The organism is Candidatus Gorgyraea atricola, from assembly GCA_030765235.1.
Classification (GTDB): Bacteria; Omnitrophota; Gorgyraeia; order Gorgyraeales; family Gorgyraeaceae; genus Gorgyraea; species Gorgyraea atricola.
The window spans coordinates 75,045-94,877 of the sequence record JAVCCW010000030.1 but is presented as its reverse complement, the minus strand read 5'-3'; the positions used below and the strand labels follow the sequence as shown (position 1 = coordinate 94,877).

Sequence of the window (19,833 nt, the reverse complement as noted above, 5' to 3'; positions counted from 1 at the left end):
GTGGAGGTTACGTAATGTTACGTAAGGTTGTGGAAGGTTATGGAAGGTTACAAAGGGTTGTACTGGTGCTGGTGATTATTGCGCTATTACCTACAATGGCCTATGCTGCGCCGAAAGTGGAGATCGTGACTGAGGATTTGGAGCTGGGGAGGATAAAGAAGGCTAAGGTCATGAAGAAGACGATTACAGCGAAGAATACAGGGGATGAAGTAGCTGTGATAAAGGCAGTTACTGCTGACTGCGGATGCATGGCAATAGTGGATGAAGGCAAGAAAAGCCTTGAGCCAGGTGAAGACATGCAGATAAAGGTAAAGATTGACACAAACAAGGTGCATGGCAAATTCTCAAAGCATGTGTATGTGCATTATCAAGATCCTGATAAGGAGCCGGCCATATGGAGTGTGACTGGCAAGGCGCCTGGCAAAGCCAAAAAGCATGGCGCAGTGAAAGAGCCTGTTTTTCCGAAGCAGGAGCAGTATGATCAAACACCGCTCAAGATTTTTTTCACGCTCGGTTGCAATGACTGCCGCGATATAATGGATAAGTTTTTGCCGAGCTTAGCAAAAAAGTATTATAAGAAGATTTCAGTGGAGGCATATAATATTGATACACGCGAAGGACTCGCGCATTTTCTAGCGATACAGGATGAATATGCAAAAGAGGAACTCTGGAACCCGACACCACCGACGGTATTCATAGATGGCAAGTTCCTGAGTGGGAAAAAAGAGATTAAGAGGAAGTTGAAAAAGATAATTAAAGGTCTATGAATGACCTGGGTAACTTCGTAAGTTGTCCATAAATGGACAACTTACGAAGTTACCCAGGGACAAACGAGGCTTAACATGACCACACTCGGACGCAAGACAATTTGGTTAAGGATATTAATCACGATCGCCATGATCGCAAGTTATGTGATCGTGCCGGAGCCGCGGTATGCGTATGCAGCGTGTCCGTGGACACAGACTACGACTGCTGACTTTAATACAGATACTATTGCAGGAGACGCGTATGTCTCAGGTAATGCAGTTTATGTAAAAGTGCCAGAGGATGGAGAGGGTGACGACGGCAATGTTACTATAAGTGCGTCTAAGAATATTAATACAGACATAATCGAAGCTGGCCGTTCGTACGCTGACGGCATTGTAACCGCAGTTTCAGCCATTAGCACAAATTCAGTCACGGTCGCGTCGATCAATGGCTTTGCTGCAGGCGACAAGGCACTCCTAATAAATATGCAGGGCAGCGCTACTTATAACGGCAACGTTGGTAAAAATGAAATACTTGATGTGTCATCAGCTGCCAGCACCACAGTTACATTCAGTACTAATATTGCTAAGATCTATGGCGCTTCAGCTTCTAATTCAGATCTGACTGGCCAGAAGATAATGTTACAGCGCGTGCCGCAGTATAACGCTGTGACTATACAGAGTGGCGGCTCAATTATCTGTTCAGCATGGAATGGGACGTCAGGCGGTGTTGTGGCATTTAGTGCAAGCGGTACAGTAGATATACAGAGCGGCGGAAATATTAATGTTGACCAAAAAGGTTTTAGGACAGGAGACTCTAGCGGACCAGAAGGTTATATAGGCAGAACAGCGACTGGCGGTGGCACTGGAGGCTCTGGTGGCTGCGGCGGCGAGACCTCTGGCGGCGTTGGATCAGGTTCTACCTATGGCGGCGGCGGTGGTTCCTCTGCTGATGCGACCAATGGAGGCAGTAGTACTTATGGCGGCAATGGAGGCAGGGGTACTGATACTGGACATGCTACTGAATCAACTGCTGGTGGTAGTGGATCTGCTAATTCACCTGGTACCGGCGGCGGTGGTGGTGGTTGCGTATATCGTCCATGCGCTGGCGGTGGTGGTGGCTCTCCTTATGATTCAGAAACCAATGATTCTCAGAGTGACCTTTCTAAGATAATGCTGGGTGGCGGTGCTTCTAAAGGTAGTAAAGGTGGTAACGGTGGCGGCACTTGGGATTGTAACGAGGTTACTTCAGGCACTACTGCTGGCGGCAATCAATACGACGGCGGCTCTGGCGGCGCTGGTGGCGGCATGGTGATTATTAAAGGTGGAGGTACTGTTACTGTAGCTGGTAATATTTATAGTCGCGGCGGCAATGGCGGCGGCGGCGGCAATGGCGGCAATGGCGGCAGTGGTACATATTGTTATGATGGTGGCGGCGGTGGTGGCGGCGGCGGCGCTAACGGCGCCTCTGGTGGTAGTGTTTTGATCTACGGTGATGCTGTAACCCTGGGCACAAGCCTCGTAGTAGCAACTGCAGGTTCTGGCGGCTCAGGCGGTTCGGCAGGGGCACCTGGTCAGTTAGGACCTAATGCCAAAGGCGGCGGCTCTGGCGGAAGCGGCTCTACAGGCTCTACTGGCAAAATAGCTGTATTTTATGAGACCTCAAAAGGAGGTTCTGCCAGTCCGGCTGACGGTGGCACACAGCAGGACATTAATGATGGAACAGGCACAATAACCTCTACTACAGTAGATTTTGATGATTGTTCAGGCGCAGCGACTTACGATGAGGTTTCCTGGAATGATACAGAGACAAATGGTGACATAAAGTATCAGGTTACATACTGGGATGGGGATAGCTGGGAGCTTATACCAGATGGCGCATTGACAGGGAATTCAAGCGGCTTTGACACAAGCCCTGTAGATATCTCAGCATTGAATACCACTACTTACAATCAGATCCGGCTCAAGGCCACGCTTACTTATTCAGGCGGCTCACCAAGCCTTAATGACTGGACTGTGAGCTGGATAACAAATGCAGCGCCTTCCACGCCGACAATAGCGCTTTTGTTTGACAATCAAAAAGCAGACTCAACCACTCCTGCATTTAAATTTACAGGTACTGACCCAGATAGTGATAATCTGGATTATGAGATAACATGGGATGATGATTTTAATTTTGGCTCTGCCACGACTAAGTCATCCAGCAATTACCCGACTGATGCTGGATGGACTGCAGCCACATTTACGAGCGGTACGCAGGTGACTTATACTGTGCAGGCAGGTGATGCATTTACGAATACAAGTACATACTGGTGGAAGGTGCGCACGCGTGACCCAGGCGGCCTGAATACCTGGTCAGGCTGGACTGGCGCGAGATCGTTTACCATAGATACATCAGTTACAGCGCCGACATGGTTTCAGACTACTGAGGAGCAGTTTGATACAGATACAATGACAGGCAGCACTGACGCACAGGCAACAGATGATGTGAGGATGACGGGACCTTAATGAGCTGTCAGCTATCAGCTGTCAGCCTTCAGCTGATAGCTGCTGAAGGCTGAAAGCTAACACGGAGGTACACTATGAAAAAGCATATCGCAGTAATCGCAGTAATCACAAGTCTAGTCTTTCTTATGCCAGCAGGAGCAATGGCCGCTGATGTCGAGGCCAAGCTTAGCACCAATAATGGCTCAACTGCATTTGAAGTCCAGGACTCAGGAGATGCCGCTGTAGTCTCGGTTGATTCACTCGGAAATATGGCGGTTAACGGTAACGTCGGCATCGGCACGACCAGCCCTTTTTCTAGATTACATTCTATAGCTTCAGGTTTTTCAGATAATAGCTTAATAATAGATCACGGTCTATATACTGCTGGTGATAATCTGAAATGGGCGTTTACCCAAAGTGCATTTCAAGGACATCTCGGGATTTATAAACATACAGACACTGGTGGAATTACAGGAGGACTGATAATGGAGATCAGAACAAATGGTGACGTTTATGTAGGCGGCAACCTAGTTCATTCCAGCGATGTGAGGCTAAAGAAAAACATCAGTACAATAGATTCTGCCCTGAATAAGGTAATGCTAATGCGCGGTGTTGAATTTGATTGGCGGGACAGGGAAGGCCATCAGATCGGTATTGTCGCCCAGGAACTCGAAGGGGTAGTCCCTGAATTAGTCAAAACAAATAGTGATGGATACAAGGGAGTGACATACTCAAATATAGCAGCCATCCTGATCGAGGCTATCAAAGAGCAGCAAAGAATCATCGAAGACCAAGGAATAAAACTCGATAATATCAATGCAAGACTGCAGATGTATGGAGATAATTTTTAGCAGTAGGCATAAGAGTGGAGAATTGACCAAGTTTAAGCAGGTAGACAATGATCAATAAAGCCGTACGCATAATTTGGTTTTTCGCAATAGTGACAGTTGCAGCGCTTTGTCTATCCAAACCTCTATATGCGGACCCGGCTTATCTTGTAGTAAATTCAGGCGCTACTGTTACTATTGATGATGGCGCGGAATTGACTGTGAATATGGTTACTGTTGCCAGTGGAGGTACTCTTGTATTAGAAGAAAACAGCAGTTTAAACATCGCTTTAAGTGGCACAATAACGATCAGTCAGGGAGGGACGCTGACCATTAATGGTTCTTACGGTAATGAGGCTACTATAACTAGAGACGGCGCTTCAGGGTACTACACCTTTAATGTGGCAGGTACTATAAACGCCCAGCATTATAATATTAATTATACAAATAGCTCAGGTTTGAATATTAGCTCAACTGCTACAGTCACCGAGCTGAACTATGGCGCCTTTGACCATATTGCTTCAGGCGGCTCCTATATTACTGTTACCAGTATTACTTTGACTGACACATTTTCTGGCTTGACTTTCAATGACTCCGATACTACGGCCACTTACAATATTAATGCCTCAGGTGCAGGTATAATCTGGACTATGCAGGATTGTATAGGCGCCAAATCAGGCGAATCATATGATAACGAACTCAGTAGTGCCAGTATTACCTGGACAACCACGACGCCCTCAGCTCCTCAAACCCCGCATTGCGAAGGCGGGACAACGCCTGTATCAGATGTAACTGACATCACGCCTGAATTCTCAGCCATATACGATGATATAAATACCTCAGACATAACAGAGTATTATGAGATAGAAGTCGACACAGCGAATACTTTTAACGGAACGCGCAAGTGGGATACGGGAAAGACTTCTTTAGGCGGGTCTTTGAGTGAGAATACAAGATGTTCTGATATTAGCTATGCTGGAACTGCATTGAGCTATAACACTACTTACTACTGGCGTATAAGATTCTGGGATAATGCTGGCGCACAAGGCGCGTGGAGTGCCACGCAGCAGCTCACTATGTATGTTAGCGCTGGTTGGCTTGGCACATGGGCTAAGAGGGTGGCAGTCACTATATCTAACACCAACATAGATTCTGATTTGACTCACTTTCCGCTGCTCTTGACACTTGGGACATCTGTTGGCATTGGCAATGATGATGTATCATTTATCTTTGATGAATTGACTTCAGATGCCAATCGAAAAAAGATAGCTGTGACAAAATATGACGGCACCAGTCAAATCTACTGCGAGATAGAAAAATGGGATGATGCAAATGAAGAGGCTTTTCTCTGGGTATCAAAATCTGATCTGACTTTAGCATCAGGGTCAACAACAACGCTCTATCTTTACTATGACTCATCACAGTCAGATAATACAACCTATGTTGGTGATGGAAATGATGCTACTTCGGAAAATGTGTGGGATAGTAATTATGCAATGGTTCAACATTTAAACGAATCTGACATAGATGGAGGGACGGACGATATTAAAGACTCATCCACAAATGATAATGATGGCACCACAAGTGGCATGGACACTAATGATGATATTTCAGCAAAAATTGGTATTGGGTTTGATTTTGATGGAGGCAATGATTATGTAACTATGGGAGATGTTGCTGATATGACTGCATCGCAGGACTTTACTATTAGTGGTTGGTTTGCAAGAGATGTTGACGGCGTAGAAACATACTTGTTCGGAAAGAAAGCAGGTTCGAACTATAATCAGCCTGGATATTCTTTAAGAGTCACTTCTACTGACAAAATGATATTTTATGCATCAGATGGAACTAATCAATCTGAAATAAATACAGCAGGGGCATTTGGGGGTTCTAATTGGCATCATGTTGCTGTTGTTTGGGATGATGACAACCAATCAAATACAAAAATTTATTATGATACAAATAGTATGGTTGCAGACCCTGCTGGATATGAAGAGGATGCAGTAACTAGTATAGGAGATATGTCTAATGCTAATGCTTTGGTAATGGGAGCAATTGCTCCTGGGGCAACTGATTTGGATGGTAAAATTGATGAGATGAGAATTTCAACAATGAGACGTGCAGATGCTTGGGTTAAGGTTGTATATTATTCTGAAAGTGACAATTTAGTAAGTTGGGGAAGCGAAGAAAATCTCTCTGTTGGCTGGCTTGGCACATGGGCAAAAAGAGCCAAGGTTACAGTATCCAACGCAAATATAGATGAGGGTTTGGCTCATTTTCCATTATTGTTAACTTTGGGGACAGCAGTAGGAACGGGCACAGACGATATTTCCTTTATCTTTGATGAATTGACTAGTGATGCAAACCGCAAAAAGATAGCCCTGACAAAATCTGACGGCACAACCCAAATCTATGCTGAAATAGAGAAGTGGGATGACGCTAATGAAGATGCGTGGCTCTGGGTGTCCAAATCAGACTTGATTTTTAATAGTGCTTCTGATGCGACACTGTATCTTTACTATGATTCATCACAGGCAGACAATACGACCTACGTTGAGGATGGAAATGATTCAGTTTCTGAAAATGTGTGGAATAGCAATTATAAGTTGGTTCAACATTTAAACGAATCGGATATAGATGGAGGGACGGGCGATATTAAGGATTCATCCACAAATGATAATGATATGACGACAACTAGTATGGATGGAAATGATGATGTTGCAGCAAAGATTGGAACTGGCTTTGATTTTGCAGGAGATAATGATTATGTAACAATAGACAGCCAGATTGTATCAGCTTATCCTTTTACTATGTCTAGTTGGGTTAAGAATAATGATACAGGACCGCATGTTCCTTTTCATCTTACTGATGCATCAGCTACTGATATTGCATATGCAGTTCGTTTTATTGGCACTGATATTCAAATTTTTGCACAGAATACTACTTATTATACAATAATTGGAACAACTTTTAATACAACTGATTGGTATTATGTGACTGCTGTGTATAATTCAAGTACAGATAAAAAATTATATGTTAATGGAAGTTTTGCGGTTGATTTAACTACAAGTGTTACTTATTCATCTAATGTAGATAGATTTTCTATTGGAAGACAAGGTGATAACACACCAAAAGATTATCTTAATGGTATTATTGACGAAGTCCGCATCTCAAACACTAATCGTCCAGCCGCCTGGATAAAGGCTGCTTATTATTCAGAAGATGATAATCTGGTAAGCTGGGGGAGTGAGGTAGCTAATAGTGTGCCTTCTGCGCCGCAGACACCGTATTCTAATAATGACAATGCCCAGTCAGGCGCGACAAATCCTGCGAATATTACTGATACAACGCCTGCGTTCAGTGCTATCTATGATGATGTTAATACCTTAAATACATCTGCTGATTATCAGATCCAGGTGAATACCGATAGTTCCTTTTCCTCTCTATCAGGATGGTGGGATGCTAATTATAGGTACAGGAAGAAGCTCACTGTCACGAACAATGTAGCATCTATTGCAGAGGCAGGATATTCTGTGAAGACTACGGTTGATACTGCGGCATTACAGACAGCAAGTAAGGTGCGCTCAGACAGGCGCGATTGGCGAGTAGCGTGGCAGCCGAGCGATACGAATAGGAGTTTGGATTTTGATGGGAGTACTAATTATGTGGATATTCCGCATAATACAAATCAAATAAATTTACCATTAACAATAAGCGCATGGGTAAAGTCTAGTACAGTAAGTCAAGGCGATTGGAAGGCAATAGCTAGTAAATATCCAGCTGCTTCATCAAATGGCTGGAATATAGATTCCTCAAGCGGTGACTATTATTTCTATTATTTTGTTGATGGAAGCAATAAATTGTTCACGGGTACTTATGGCTATTCATTTGGCGCTGCAACTACTTCATGGTCTCATCTTGTTGCTGTTATTGAGACATCTGGTTTAAAATTATATCGCGATGGCTCATTGGTTACTACGGGGTCTTGGACAGGTACAGCAGGAAGTTGTACTCAAACAGGTGTTTTGAGGCTTGGAGGAATTACTGGTGGTAGCCAACGTTTTAATGGTCTCGTTGACGACGTCCGCATCTGGGATGTTGCGCTTACGCAAGAGCAGATAGAGGCAAGGATGTATACGAGGCTGCGCGGAGATGAGCCAGGACTTGCTGCTTATTTTAGATTAGACGAGGGAAGCGGCACTGTAGCCTTAGACTCCAGCGGCAATGGCAATCACGGCACGCTTGTAAATAGCCCGACATGGAGCACGACCGGCCAGGTGCCTTGCGCAGGTGAGATAGCCCAGCACTATGTAGGTACAGCCGAGACATGGTTTAAGCTCCAGGCGCCTATAGCAGCGAGTGGGTCGAGTGATAAATACTATGCCTACTATGACAATAGTGATGAGGATGATGGCCCGTCGAGTGATTTAGACAATGTGTATGTGTTCGGCGATGACTTTTCTTCAGCAGCTCTTGATACTTCCAAATGGAACACTCGGGGAACAACTTCATATACAGCAGGAGAAGCAACTGTCGGAGTTGGGGCATCGGGTTCAGATAATATGCTTTATTCTAAAATGACTTTTAATCCAACAACACAGCCAGTTGTTTTTGAGGCTGATGTAAAACATGTAAATGATTCGGCATACGGTGGGCTCGGTATTGGTTTTTGGCACGATCCTGGATCTACACCAACTTTAGCGGGAGTAAGTACAATTACTGGTTGGTCGACTGGCGATGTTTTAGCAAGATACCCTTCTACGTCAGATAATACAGCTGTTTTAAATTTACAGACGGGATCTTATGCTAGATTTAAGGTAACTTGGACAGATGCAACCCATGTAACATTCACTAATGGATTAGATTCAAGCGTGACTGTTACTAATACAATAATTAATCCTCATTATATATGTTTTAATACTTATAGTAGTGCAGCTCAGACAAAGGTGACATTCGCATTGGTTAGAAATTATCTTGCCACTGAACCCAGTGTTTCTTCATCAGCTGAAGAAGAAGGCATTAATCCTTCGAGCTGGCTGGATGCAAATTATATATATAAAAAACAGCTCACTGTTACGAACAATGTGGCATCCATTGCAGAGGCAGGTTATTCTGTGAAGACCACAGAGGATACTGCAGCGATCCAGACTGCAGGCAAGGTGCGGAGCGACCGCCGCGACTGGCGCATCCTGTGGGAGCCAGCTGATACGAATAGGAGTGTGAGTTTTGATGGGAGCAATGATAGTGTACAAATTGATAATCCGCCTTCGCTGGGATCTGCTTTTACATTATCCCTTTGGATAAAACCAGACGCAACTATGGGTGCGAACGATAATTTTATAGGCGTTTATAATGAGTCGGGCTGGCTTTTTAGGAACGACGCTAGTACAACCGGCAAGCTGAATTTTTATAGTGGTTCTACTTCATATACTTCAGCTTCAACTATTCTTACAACCGAAGAGTGGCAGCATGTAGCTGTTACCTATGATGGATCAGTGTATAAGTTATACCGCAATGGGGTCAATGTATATACTTCGGCATCTAGTCAATCAGCACCAACAAACAGTAATGAAATGACGATTGGCCGGCTGCCATCTAGTAGCTATGAATTTCCAGGTTATATTGACGAGGTCCGCGTCTGGAATGTTGCGCTTACTTCAGAACAGATCAATGCGCACATGTATACGAGACTGCGCGGGGATGAGCCAGGACTTAAGGGCTACTGGCGACTTGACGAAGGAAGTGGCACTGTGGCGCTTGATTCAAGCGGTAATGGTAATCATGGTACACTTACGAATGGTCCGACTTGGTCTACAACTGGCCAGGTGCCTTGCGCAGGTGAGATCGCACGTGACTATGTGGGCACAGCTGAGACATGGTTTAAGCTGCAGGAGCCGATCGCAGCGAGCGGGTCGAGCACTAAATACTACGCCTACTATGACGACAGCGACGTAGGTGACAGCCCGGATGGCGATTTGGAAAATGTCTATATATTTAGCGATGATTTTGAAGCCGGAGGCATTGACACAAATAAATGGAACATAGTTGACTCTACTGGATGGAGCATTACAGGAGGCCAGTTAAAAGGCACTAATACAACAGGCAGGCTCCAATCACAGCTTAGTTTTTCAGCACCTTTAATATTGGAGACAGAGACGATCTGTAACACTGTGGCAACCAATGGCCAGCAGACAGCAGGATTCTGGATTTCATCATCAAATAGCTTTGGTTTATTAGAACATGCCTCAGTTACAGAGTACTATTATAGAAATGATAGCAGTTGGGCTGGTAACTACAGTTTTGACACCCTTGCCAATAACCACTATGTAAAGATTTCAGCGGATAGTTCAAATAATGTCACATTATATATCAAGGACCTCTCAGATTCTAGCGATGATACCAAGAATGCCACAAACACAATCTCAAATGAGTCAGTAACATTGGGCAGGAGATATGATGAATCTACTACAGGCCAAACTTATGACCAGCGTTGGGAGTATCTAAAGGTCCGCAAGTATCTCTCCACTGACCCCAGCATCTCGTCTGGCAGTGAGACAGAAAGAGGTGGTGACGGCACAATGATGTGGGATTCTGGTAAGACTGCCATGACCTCGACGAACGAGAATGCAAGATGCCCTGATATTACGTATGCTGGATCTGCGCTTAGCATGGATAGTATCATCTATTATTGGCGCATAAAGTTCTGGGATAATTATAATGCAGAAGGTGTATGGTGTTCTGCGCAGCAGTTTACAGCAGTTACTAATTCTACGCCTTCTGCGCCGACTATTGATAATTATAATACTGGCGCAGGCACGAGTGATACTACGCCGACATTGCAGTTTGATATAAGTGATCCTGATGCAGGCGATATTATAAAGTATCAGATACAGATTGATACTGCCGCGACCTTTGATTCGCAGTCAGGCAGCCCATTGGTTGATGTAACAGAAGGGACAGGAAGCGCGTCACCCAGAGCCAATGTTACATACACGCCAACGGCATTGAGCCAGACCAGTTATTACTGGCAGGTCAGGGCTATTGATGACGAAAGTGCAACAGGTGATTGGACTAAGGCAAATAGCGGGTCAGTTGCGTTTATTGTAGATACTGTAGATCCGACTGTGACAGGCGTGGCATGCTATGCTGATACGCCCGGCGATGGCGCGGCGTATGACGACGATACTACTGTGGGATTGCAGTGGACAGAGTCAGATGGAAGCGGGAGCGGCATCGCGTCAGTCAATGCAGAGATCGGGGATGCAACGCCTGATGAGATCGTGACCGTGGCTGCGGAGCAGGATACTGATACTGGCAGTGAGGGCGCGAATACGTATTATGTGCAGGTTACAGATAATGCAGGCCTAACAAGCAGCCTGGGGAACGATACGATTACGATTGATTTGACCAATCCGACTGCGCCTGGGAATTTGACGTTTAATGCAAAGACATCGACTTCTGTAACATTGAATTTTGGCGCGCAGAGCACTGAGACGAATTTCGATCAATATAAGATTTATTATAAGCAGGCAGCGAGTGGGGTTACAACAGGCGATACTTTACACACAGCTGAGCCTGACGCTACTAATTTAGACGAGATCGATTATAATAGTGCTACTACAGCCACAATATCCAGTCTTACCACAAATCAGTACTATACCTTTAATATATGGGCGTATGATCTGGCTGGCCGCGAGAGTGCCTCTGCCACAGAGATCACAGTGTATGTGGGCGATTGCACATTGACATCGCAGACTATCGACTATGACGATGGCGTAGCTGCGGATGCGAGCGTTATTAATTGGGGTCAGGTTTTATGGAATGACACAGAGACAAATGGCAGCGTTACATATCAGGTGGAATATGATACTGACGGAGATGGCGCTGGTACTACCTGGGCATTGATACCTGACGGCGCTTTAGCTAGCAACTCCACTGGTTTTGGCACTTCTCCTATAGCTATTTCTGGCCTGAACACCACGACATATAACCGAATCCGGATCAAGGCCACGTTTTTATATGGCGCTACAGCTACTCCGATAATGAGTGACTGGACTGTGGCGTGGCTCACAGATACTACTTTTGATGGTGATTGGCAAAATTTCAGTCCAGCAGGTTGGGTTGCAGATCAGACCCCTAATTGCACAGTACAGGCAAGGGATACTAGTAGCGGTTTAGATGTATCTGAAGCAAAATATCAATATTCTACAAATGGTGGCAGTTCATGGAATGAAACATGGCTTTCTGCGTCTTGCGGAGGTTCGGATGCAACTACAGCCTTTCAGACCATTACTGCTTCTTCCGTATCTTTTAATCAAAACTCAGGCACCCAAAATAAGATTAAATTCCAGATGAAGGATATGGAAGAGAATACTGGCGAGTCTTCCGCATATAATGTCCAGACAGATACTGCGGCGCCGTCAGCAGGCCCGACAGTGAAATGCACTAATTATCTTTCATTGAATACTAACCAGTGGCAGAATACCATTTCTACACCGAGCTTTAAATGGGACGGGACAGACGGTAGTTCCACTGGAAGCGATTCGCTCTCAGGCGTCAATACGAGTGACTATGACTGGTATTTTGGGACAAGTTCGAGTGAAAGTCCGGATAATTTTAATGTATCGACTTCTGTTGGCCCGATGTCCGCTGTTGGAAATCCCAGCACAAATTATTTGAGGATTACCACCTATGACAATGTCGGTAATTCATATGGTCCTTATACGAGATTTACATTTAAATATGACACTACTAATCCTACAGTTACTGTTACTGATATAAGCGAAGGCACAAATCCTGAGTATCAATATGATAACACAGCTACGCACGCATGGTACAATTCCAACTATTCTGGCAGCCTTACTGTGCATTGCGATGCTAGTGATAATGCCAGCGGCGCGGCATTAAGGAAAATGGTTCATCCTTCACTTGGCACTGGCTGGACAGGGGGCGGGGATGATATTTCTATGGGAGGGGATTATTCTGCGACTAATGAATACGAGACATATAGTTGGGCTGCAAGTGCTGCTGCGCCAGGCCAGAAAACTGTTACAATATACGACGGAGCCATAAATACCGGCACCAATGGCAATAGCAATACTGCAACCTTTACAATCGAAGACGATCCTACTGTGCCTGCAGTGCCTACTATAAGCTTATCTAGTAAAACTTCTACGCAAATTACTGTAAATGCCTCAGGCGGCAGTGATGGCCAGAGCAGCTTGCCGTCTGATTGTTATAGGATCAAGCATGTCCAGGCTGCAAGTTATACTGATACAGGCGCAACGCTTATAACAGATACTGGCGGTGATGAATATGCTGCTACAGGCAATTATAGCGCGACGAGCCTGACTCCTAATAAACAGTATAGCTTCAGGTGCTGGATACGGGATTATGTAGGCAATACAGCTACGAGTGACATCACCATCTGGACCAAACCATCTGATGCAGACGCAACAGAGGCCAACAGCCGTTCTACAAGTACATGGTACCAGGGTGATAGTGACACATTCCAATTTTCATCTAGCAATCTGGACAGTGATTATATAGGATATTTTAAATATGTCTGGGATACGAGCGCCAGTACTTCAGCTTCTGGAGGCGCTACATGGTCATCAGGCGACATCAATATGCCTGATGGCACATATACATCTGCCAACAGTAAAACCTTGTACCTGCATGTCATTTCTTATAATGATAATGATGAAGCTGCAGATGAAGGCACACAACACTATGGCCAGTATTGGCATGTCCAGACCGAACGTCTCCTGCGCGGCGGCAAGTTCTTCGACGACGCCGGCACCCTAATCGAACACGGCCCCAAAACCCCCTAACAAAATCATTAACACTTCATCTAAGTAGGCCAGGTTTAAACCTGGCCTACTTAACTAGATGTCATTGCGAGCGAAGCGAAGCAATCTTAACAAAAATCATTGACATTTCCCGTAAGAGCAGTAAACTATGTTTAAAGAATAGGGGGTTGTATGTTTAGGCAGATATGTGTGATTTTGGTTGTTTTGCTGGTAGTGCCGGCTGGAGTTTTTGCAGTGAGTCAGGAAGACAAGGATGCGCTTCTGCAGGAGATAGGGAATTTTATAGATAAGGATCCTGCTGTTGTTGGCGGAGCAGTAAATTCCATCCTTGATGATTATGAACGGGAAGGAACCATTGACGAGACAATTGCTTTTTATAGGAAGGCATTAAAGGTATTGCCGGATAATGCCGGGCTAGTCACAAGATTTGCAGATCGTTTGAGCGACTGGCGCAGATGGGATGAGGCGATCGAGCAGTATAGACGTGCGCAGGTCTTAGAGCCGCATAATCTGTGGCATTCTATGCGTGTAGCAGATCTTTTGGTTGTGCTGGACAAGTTCGACGAGGCAAAGAATGTGCTGGATAACATTGTTGCGCAGGCGCAGGACAATTGGAACAGGAGCCAGGCGCAGGAGAGACTCGCGAATATAGCTAGTAAGGTTACGGCGCCGGCAGTAGAGAAAGCAGCTGCGCCAGAGCCAGAGATAAAGAAGGCGCCAGAGAAAAAGGCAGAGCCAGCTCCGGAATCGAAACCGGAAAAGAAAAAGAAGAAAAAGAAACGCGGCTGGTTTTTCGGCCGTTAACTTTAATAAACCAAAGGAGGTGTGGTAGTGAGAAAGATCGTGGCAGTATTGATGTTGATTATGTTTGTCGCGGGACTTGTTCTTGTAGTTGACGATGCGGCTTTTGCTGCATGGGGCAAGAAGAAGGAGAAGGAAGCTGAGGCACAGGAAGTAGCAGTTGCGCCAAGCGAAGGAAAGGTAGTATGTTCTTTTAAGAACGACGAGCAAATGACAGAGTTCGAGCAATTATACATTTCAAAACAGGCGACATTTGGGAGAATGGGCGTATTGCAGGCATACTTTTCAATGGAACAGAACAATCTCACAGAGATAGATCGCCAAATGCAAGAAAAGTTCGGTTTCAGAATGGACCCGAACAATATGTACGATTTAAATAGGGAGAACAAGGAGATCCGAGAGCTAGGTCCAATAGTACCCCCAACCCAGCCGTAAACAAGTAGCGGAGGCGAAACCTCCGACCACTTGAGCATGTAAGCATATAGCCAGTGTTGCTAAAAAGTGACACTGGCTATTTTTTTTGAAAATAATTGAAAGAAAATCGCCCTCCTCCCGTGTCTAATATAATGAAGGGAGGATGGTCGAGGCGAAACCTCGGTCAAAAGACTGATATGAGAAAGGTCAAATTTGTTGAAGAAGGCGTGTATCACATTTATAATCGCGGCACAGATAAGAGGAAAGTTTTTTGTGAGGACAGGGACTATTTGCGTTTTATTCATTCTATGTCAGGATTCAATACTACTAAACCAGTAGAACTTGCAAGTATACTACGGAGGCGAAACCTCCGCAAAAACGGAGGTTTCGCCTCCGCTTTAGTTTCAGCATCGGAGAAATTGGTTAAAATCTTATATTTTGTGTTAATGCCAAATCATTATCATTTGGTATTACAACAGATGGTCGCAGGTGGGGTTGAGAAATTTATGCAGAAACTGGGGACTGGTTATGCAATGTATTTTAACAAGAAATATAAAAGAAACGGAGTGTTATTTCAGGGTGTTTTTAAGGCTAATTCAATTGAAACAGAAAGCTACATTATGCAAATATCCAAGTATATTCATCGTAATCCCTTAAAACTTATCGAACCACAATTCAGAGAGAAAGGCGTCAGAGACTTGGAACGAGCAAAGCTTTTTCTAAGAAATTACAGGTGGTCAAGTTATTTGGATTTTCTTGGGATGAAAAAGTACCCATTTTTAATAGATAATGAGTTACACGGTGGTTATTTTAGAAATAGTGCAGAATATGAAGATTTTGTTTTATCAGGACCCGACGTGGATGTGGTCGAGGCGAAACCTCCGCAAAAGAAAACTGCGGAGGTTTCGCCTCGACCAGCAGAGGGGGAGGTCGACCAAGGTAGGTCATTTTAACCTGACTGGGGGGCTATGGAGGTTTAGGTGAGTGCGTGATAGTATCTGAGTATGCTTGGAGATACCCAGAAGTTGATTGAGCGTTGTATCAGGCGCGAGGAAAAGGCCTGGGGAGAGTTCATAGAACGCTTCTCAGGCCTTTTGTATTATTCGGCAAGGGAGAAGCTGAGGAGAAGCGGTATTGCATTTGGCCAGCATGACATAGAAGATATCGTTCAGGGGATTTTTCTTGAGCTGTGGGAGAAGGACAGGCTTAGGGATGTAGCGGATAGAAAGAAGATAAACGCATGGCTCAGCATAGTTACTCAGAATAGGGCGCTTAATTATGTGAGACAGAAGAAGGAAAGACTTCTTCCTGAAGATGAATTTTATAGGATGGATAATATAAAGGTAGAGCCGGACAGCAGTATGCTTCTGGCAGATGAGTTAGATGGGGCAATGGAGGATTTTGGCGCTAAAGAGAAGATCGTGATGAAATCCAGCATAATACACGGGAGGACGCACAAGGAGATAGCAGGGTTTATGAAGATGCCTATAAATACGGTCTCCACTATTATTGCCAGAAAAAAGCCTATTTTAAAGAGGCGCTTGAAAAAAATTTGAAAGAAAATAAGAGGTTTGATGTGTCATATATAATAGAGGAAGGTGATGACAATGAGGTGTCCTAATGAAAGGGAGCTTTCATCGTATTTGGATAGTGCTCTCTCAGGTGCTGAGCGAGAGAAGATAGAAGCGCATATAGCTAGCTGTGGGAAGTGCCTTGATCTTTTAGTGCTTGCCCATGAGGCTGGATCTGGCTCATGGGAATGCCCGGAGCTACTAAAAGGGAAGATCAGAAAGATGCTTGGGGTTCGAGAAAGAAGATCACGCTCTGAACTGAAGTGGCTTTTTGGCACAATTATTATGCTCGCGCTTTCATTTGTGTTCAAAAGGTACTTTTTGCAGTTTCTGACAGCGTCGCTGATCCTGGGATTTAAGTGGGCGATGGAAGGCGAGGCTGCAAGGCGCACTATCATGATATTTAAAGGAATGCAGCAGGCTCAAAAAAAAGTTGAAAGAAAAGTACCCTCCTCCCGTGTCTAATATAACAGGAGGTGATAGGTATGGTAAAGCCGGATAATGGTATCCAGGTGCTGAACCTGCACAGGCTCAGCGGAGAAACAAACCTTAAGGCCTTTGCGGATCTCTTGTTCGCAAATGTATTTATTGTAAAGGGCCTCAAGGTGGTGGAAGGCAAGAATGGTTTGTTCGTAGGCATGCCGCGAAGGCAAGACAAAGATGGTAAATGGCATGATATTGCTTTTCCGACTACAAAGGAGTTCAGGGGATTACTGAGCGACATTGTCCTGTCGGAGTACGAGCGTAAGCAGTAGGGCTCTTCTTAGTAGGCCGGGTTTAAACCCGGCCTACAACTCTAATCATTCATAATCCTTGACAATTCAGTTATTTAAGGATATACTTTTCACAAAAAGGGGATTTTATGTCAAAAACATTTAAGATCGTTCTCGTCTTGTTAGTGGTCGCAAGTATTGCTTCAGCAAGCCTTGCTGTATTTGCATTTATAGGCAAGGAAAGGGAATACACGAAGAGGGTGCTTCTGGAGGATAAGCTGGCTGCCACGCTCAAAGACAAGAGGCGACTCGAGAAAGAGATCGATTCTAATAAGAAGGCCAAGGAAGAAGCAGAGACAAAGATGACAGAGCTGCAGGAAAAGATAGATGGTTTTTCAGAGAAGATCGAGAACGAAAAAGACAAGGCTAAGGCAGCGACAAAGGATCTGACCGCAAAGAAAAAGGAAGTCGACGAATTAAAAGATGAGCTGGAAAAAGAGAGAAAAGAGAAGCTGAGCATTTCAAAGAAGCTGGAGGGTTTGGAGTTTGATTACGAGAAGGCAAAGGCGAGTCTCACCAGGCTCAAGTCTGAAAAGAAAAAGCTCCAGGATAAGATCTCTGATTTAAAAGAGAGTTCAGTGGATTTAGATAAGATAGTGGTGAGTTCTTCTTCTGCAAGTGCCCCATCAGCTGCAGTAGAGCAAACCAAGAAGCTTTTAAGAGGAACAGTACTTGTTGTTAATAAAGAGTACAGCTTTGTTGTTACTGATCTGGGCCAGGATAATGGCATTGAGAATGGCATGAAATTCGAAGTAAGGGATGGAACAGAGCTTCTGGGCGTGGCTGAGATAAATAAGGTTTATGATACTATGTCATCCGCGACTGTTTTGCCAGGCGGAAATATAAATCGCATGAAGAAAGGTAATTTTATTATTGAAAGTCTGTAAGATAATCGTCCCTCCTGATAAGTCTATATCTCATCGAGCAATAATGCTCGCATCCATTTCAAAGGGTACTACACGCATAAAAAATCTATTGATGGCTGATGATATCTTGCGCACTATAGCTGCGTTTCGGGCCATGGGAGTGTCTATTAAGCTGTTAGCTTTCAGCTGTCAGGTGTCAGGTGTGGGGATGCGGGGGTTAAAAAAGCCCAAAGGCCCTATATATCTTGGTAATTCTGGAACTACGATGCGGATTTTACCTGGGATTTTAGCTGGTCAGGATTTTAAAGTTGTTCTTAAGGGGGATCGTTCGCTTTCGAAGAGGCCAATGGCTAGGGTAGTAAAGCCGCTTAAGGCGATGGGGGCTAGCGTAGAAGGGACAAGGGACCCCATACGAAAATCAAAGATTTCGTACGGGGCAGGCAAAGGACAAGGGACAAGGGCCGAGTGGGTTTGCCCTCCTTTAAAGATCCAAGGGGGCAAGTTAAAAGCGATTAAATATAAATCAAAGATTGCAAGCGCGCAGGTGAAGTCTTGTGTGTTGTTGGCAGGGTTATACGCCAATGGTGTTACGAGTGTATCTGAACCGGTGAAGTCGAGAGATCATACTGAGAAGATGCTGCGGCGATTTGGATGTAGGGTTAAGGGTGAAGCCCCGAACCACTCGCTTCGCTCGGGTACGGGGCATGGGTGTAAAGTTAGTTTGAAAGGTCCTGCTATGCTGAAATCGCCTGGTACAATCAAGATTCCTGGTGACATTTCTAGCGCTGCGTTTTTTATTGTTGCTGGTTGTATTTTGCCAAACGTAAAGATTATTATTAAAAATGTCGGACTTAATCCAACGCGGACCGGGATCATTGATATATTAAAGAGGATGGGAGCGGATGTCAGGGACAAGGGACCCCATACGAAAATCAAAGATTTCGTACGGGGCAGACAAGGGACCCCATACGAAAATCAAAGATTTCGTACGGGGCAGGCAAGGGACAAGGGGTGTGGGGATATTGTTGTAAAGTCCAGTAGACTTCGGGGGATTATAATTTCGCCGAAAGAAGTCGTGCAGGCAATAGATGAAATACCTATAATAATGCTTGCAGCGTGTTTTGCCAAAGGTACGACCTATATTAAAGGTATAGGAGAGTTGCGCGTAAAAGAGACAGACCGCGTTAAGTCTATGGTGACTAATTTGAGGAAATTGGGCGCAGACATAAAAGTGACAAGTGACCCCATACGAAAATCAAAGATTTCGTACGGGGCAGGCAAGGGACCCCATACGAAAATCAAAGATTTCGTACGGGGCAGGCAAGGGACAAGGAGTGGGCATATAGTGATAAACGGTGGGAAAAACTTGCATGGGGCGACTGTTTCTAGCTTTGGCGACCATCGCACAGCCATGAGTATGCTTATCGCAGACCTCGCTATTAAAGACAAGGTCAAAGTAACTGGCCTCAGTTGTATCAATAAATCCTTCCCAGGTTTTTTTAAAATATTAAAGAATATTTGACAAAGACGCGTCCC

General features: G+C 44.7%; 12 protein-coding genes. All 12 read left to right on the top strand.

Annotation, left to right across the window (positions count from 1 at the left end; all coding sequences use genetic code 11):
• Nucleotides 1-14: 14 nt before the first annotated feature.
• The 12 genes from P9L93_08015 (at nucleotide 15) to aroA (ending at nucleotide 19,819) form a co-directional block, all read left to right on the top strand.
• On the top strand, nucleotides 15-767 hold the full coding sequence (locus P9L93_08015) for a DUF1573 domain-containing protein (protein MDP8231023.1): 753 nt from the start codon (nucleotides 15-17) through the stop codon (nucleotides 765-767).
• 75 nt (nucleotides 768-842) lie between these two features.
• A complete protein-coding gene (locus tag P9L93_08010; GenBank protein MDP8231022.1) occupies nucleotides 843-3,254 on the top strand; it encodes a hypothetical protein in 2,412 nt (803 codons plus the stop codon).
• Nucleotides 3,255-3,328: 74 nt separating this feature from the next.
• On the top strand, nucleotides 3,329-4,084 hold the full coding sequence (locus P9L93_08005; GenBank protein MDP8231021.1) for a tail fiber domain-containing protein: 756 nt from the start codon (nucleotides 3,329-3,331) through the stop codon (nucleotides 4,082-4,084).
• Nucleotides 4,085-4,131: 47 nt separating this feature from the next.
• Entirely contained in the window at nucleotides 4,132-13,893 is a 9,762-nt protein-coding gene (locus P9L93_08000) for a LamG-like jellyroll fold domain-containing protein (protein ID MDP8231020.1), read from the top strand.
• Nucleotides 13,894-14,043: 150 nt separating this feature from the next.
• Nucleotides 14,044-14,676 (top strand): tetratricopeptide repeat protein, encoded by a 633-nt coding sequence (locus P9L93_07995; GenBank protein MDP8231019.1) that lies wholly within the window; start codon nucleotides 14,044-14,046, stop codon nucleotides 14,674-14,676.
• Between the two features lie 27 nt (nucleotides 14,677-14,703).
• Nucleotides 14,704-15,108, top strand: a complete 405-nt coding sequence (locus P9L93_07990; protein MDP8231018.1) for a hypothetical protein — start codon at nucleotides 14,704-14,706, stop codon at nucleotides 15,106-15,108.
• A gap of 176 nt (nucleotides 15,109-15,284) precedes the next feature.
• Nucleotides 15,285-16,040, top strand: a complete 756-nt coding sequence (locus P9L93_07985) for a transposase (protein ID MDP8231017.1) — start codon at nucleotides 15,285-15,287, stop codon at nucleotides 16,038-16,040.
• 51 nt (nucleotides 16,041-16,091) lie between these two features.
• Nucleotides 16,092-16,643: a sigma-70 family RNA polymerase sigma factor gene (locus tag P9L93_07980; protein MDP8231016.1), complete on the top strand. Its 552-nt coding sequence runs from the start codon at nucleotides 16,092-16,094 to the stop codon at nucleotides 16,641-16,643.
• Nucleotides 16,644-16,688: 45 nt separating this feature from the next.
• Entirely contained in the window at nucleotides 16,689-17,123 is a 435-nt protein-coding gene (locus tag P9L93_07975; protein ID MDP8231015.1) for a zf-HC2 domain-containing protein, read from the top strand.
• Between the two features lie 20 nt (nucleotides 17,124-17,143).
• Nucleotides 17,144-17,413, top strand: a complete 270-nt coding sequence (locus P9L93_07970) for a SpoVG family protein (protein MDP8231014.1) — start codon at nucleotides 17,144-17,146, stop codon at nucleotides 17,411-17,413.
• A 107-nt stretch (nucleotides 17,414-17,520) separates the two neighbouring features.
• Nucleotides 17,521-18,318 carry a hypothetical protein gene (locus P9L93_07965; protein ID MDP8231013.1) on the top strand — a complete coding sequence of 266 codons (798 nt, stop codon included), beginning with the start codon at nucleotides 17,521-17,523 and terminating at the stop codon, nucleotides 18,316-18,318.
• Nucleotides 18,305-19,819 carry a 3-phosphoshikimate 1-carboxyvinyltransferase gene (gene aroA, locus P9L93_07960; protein ID MDP8231012.1) on the top strand — a complete coding sequence of 505 codons (1,515 nt, stop codon included), beginning with the start codon at nucleotides 18,305-18,307 and terminating at the stop codon, nucleotides 19,817-19,819. Before P9L93_07965 ends, aroA begins: the two co-directional genes overlap by 14 nt.
• Nucleotides 19,820-19,833 lie beyond the last annotated feature (14 nt).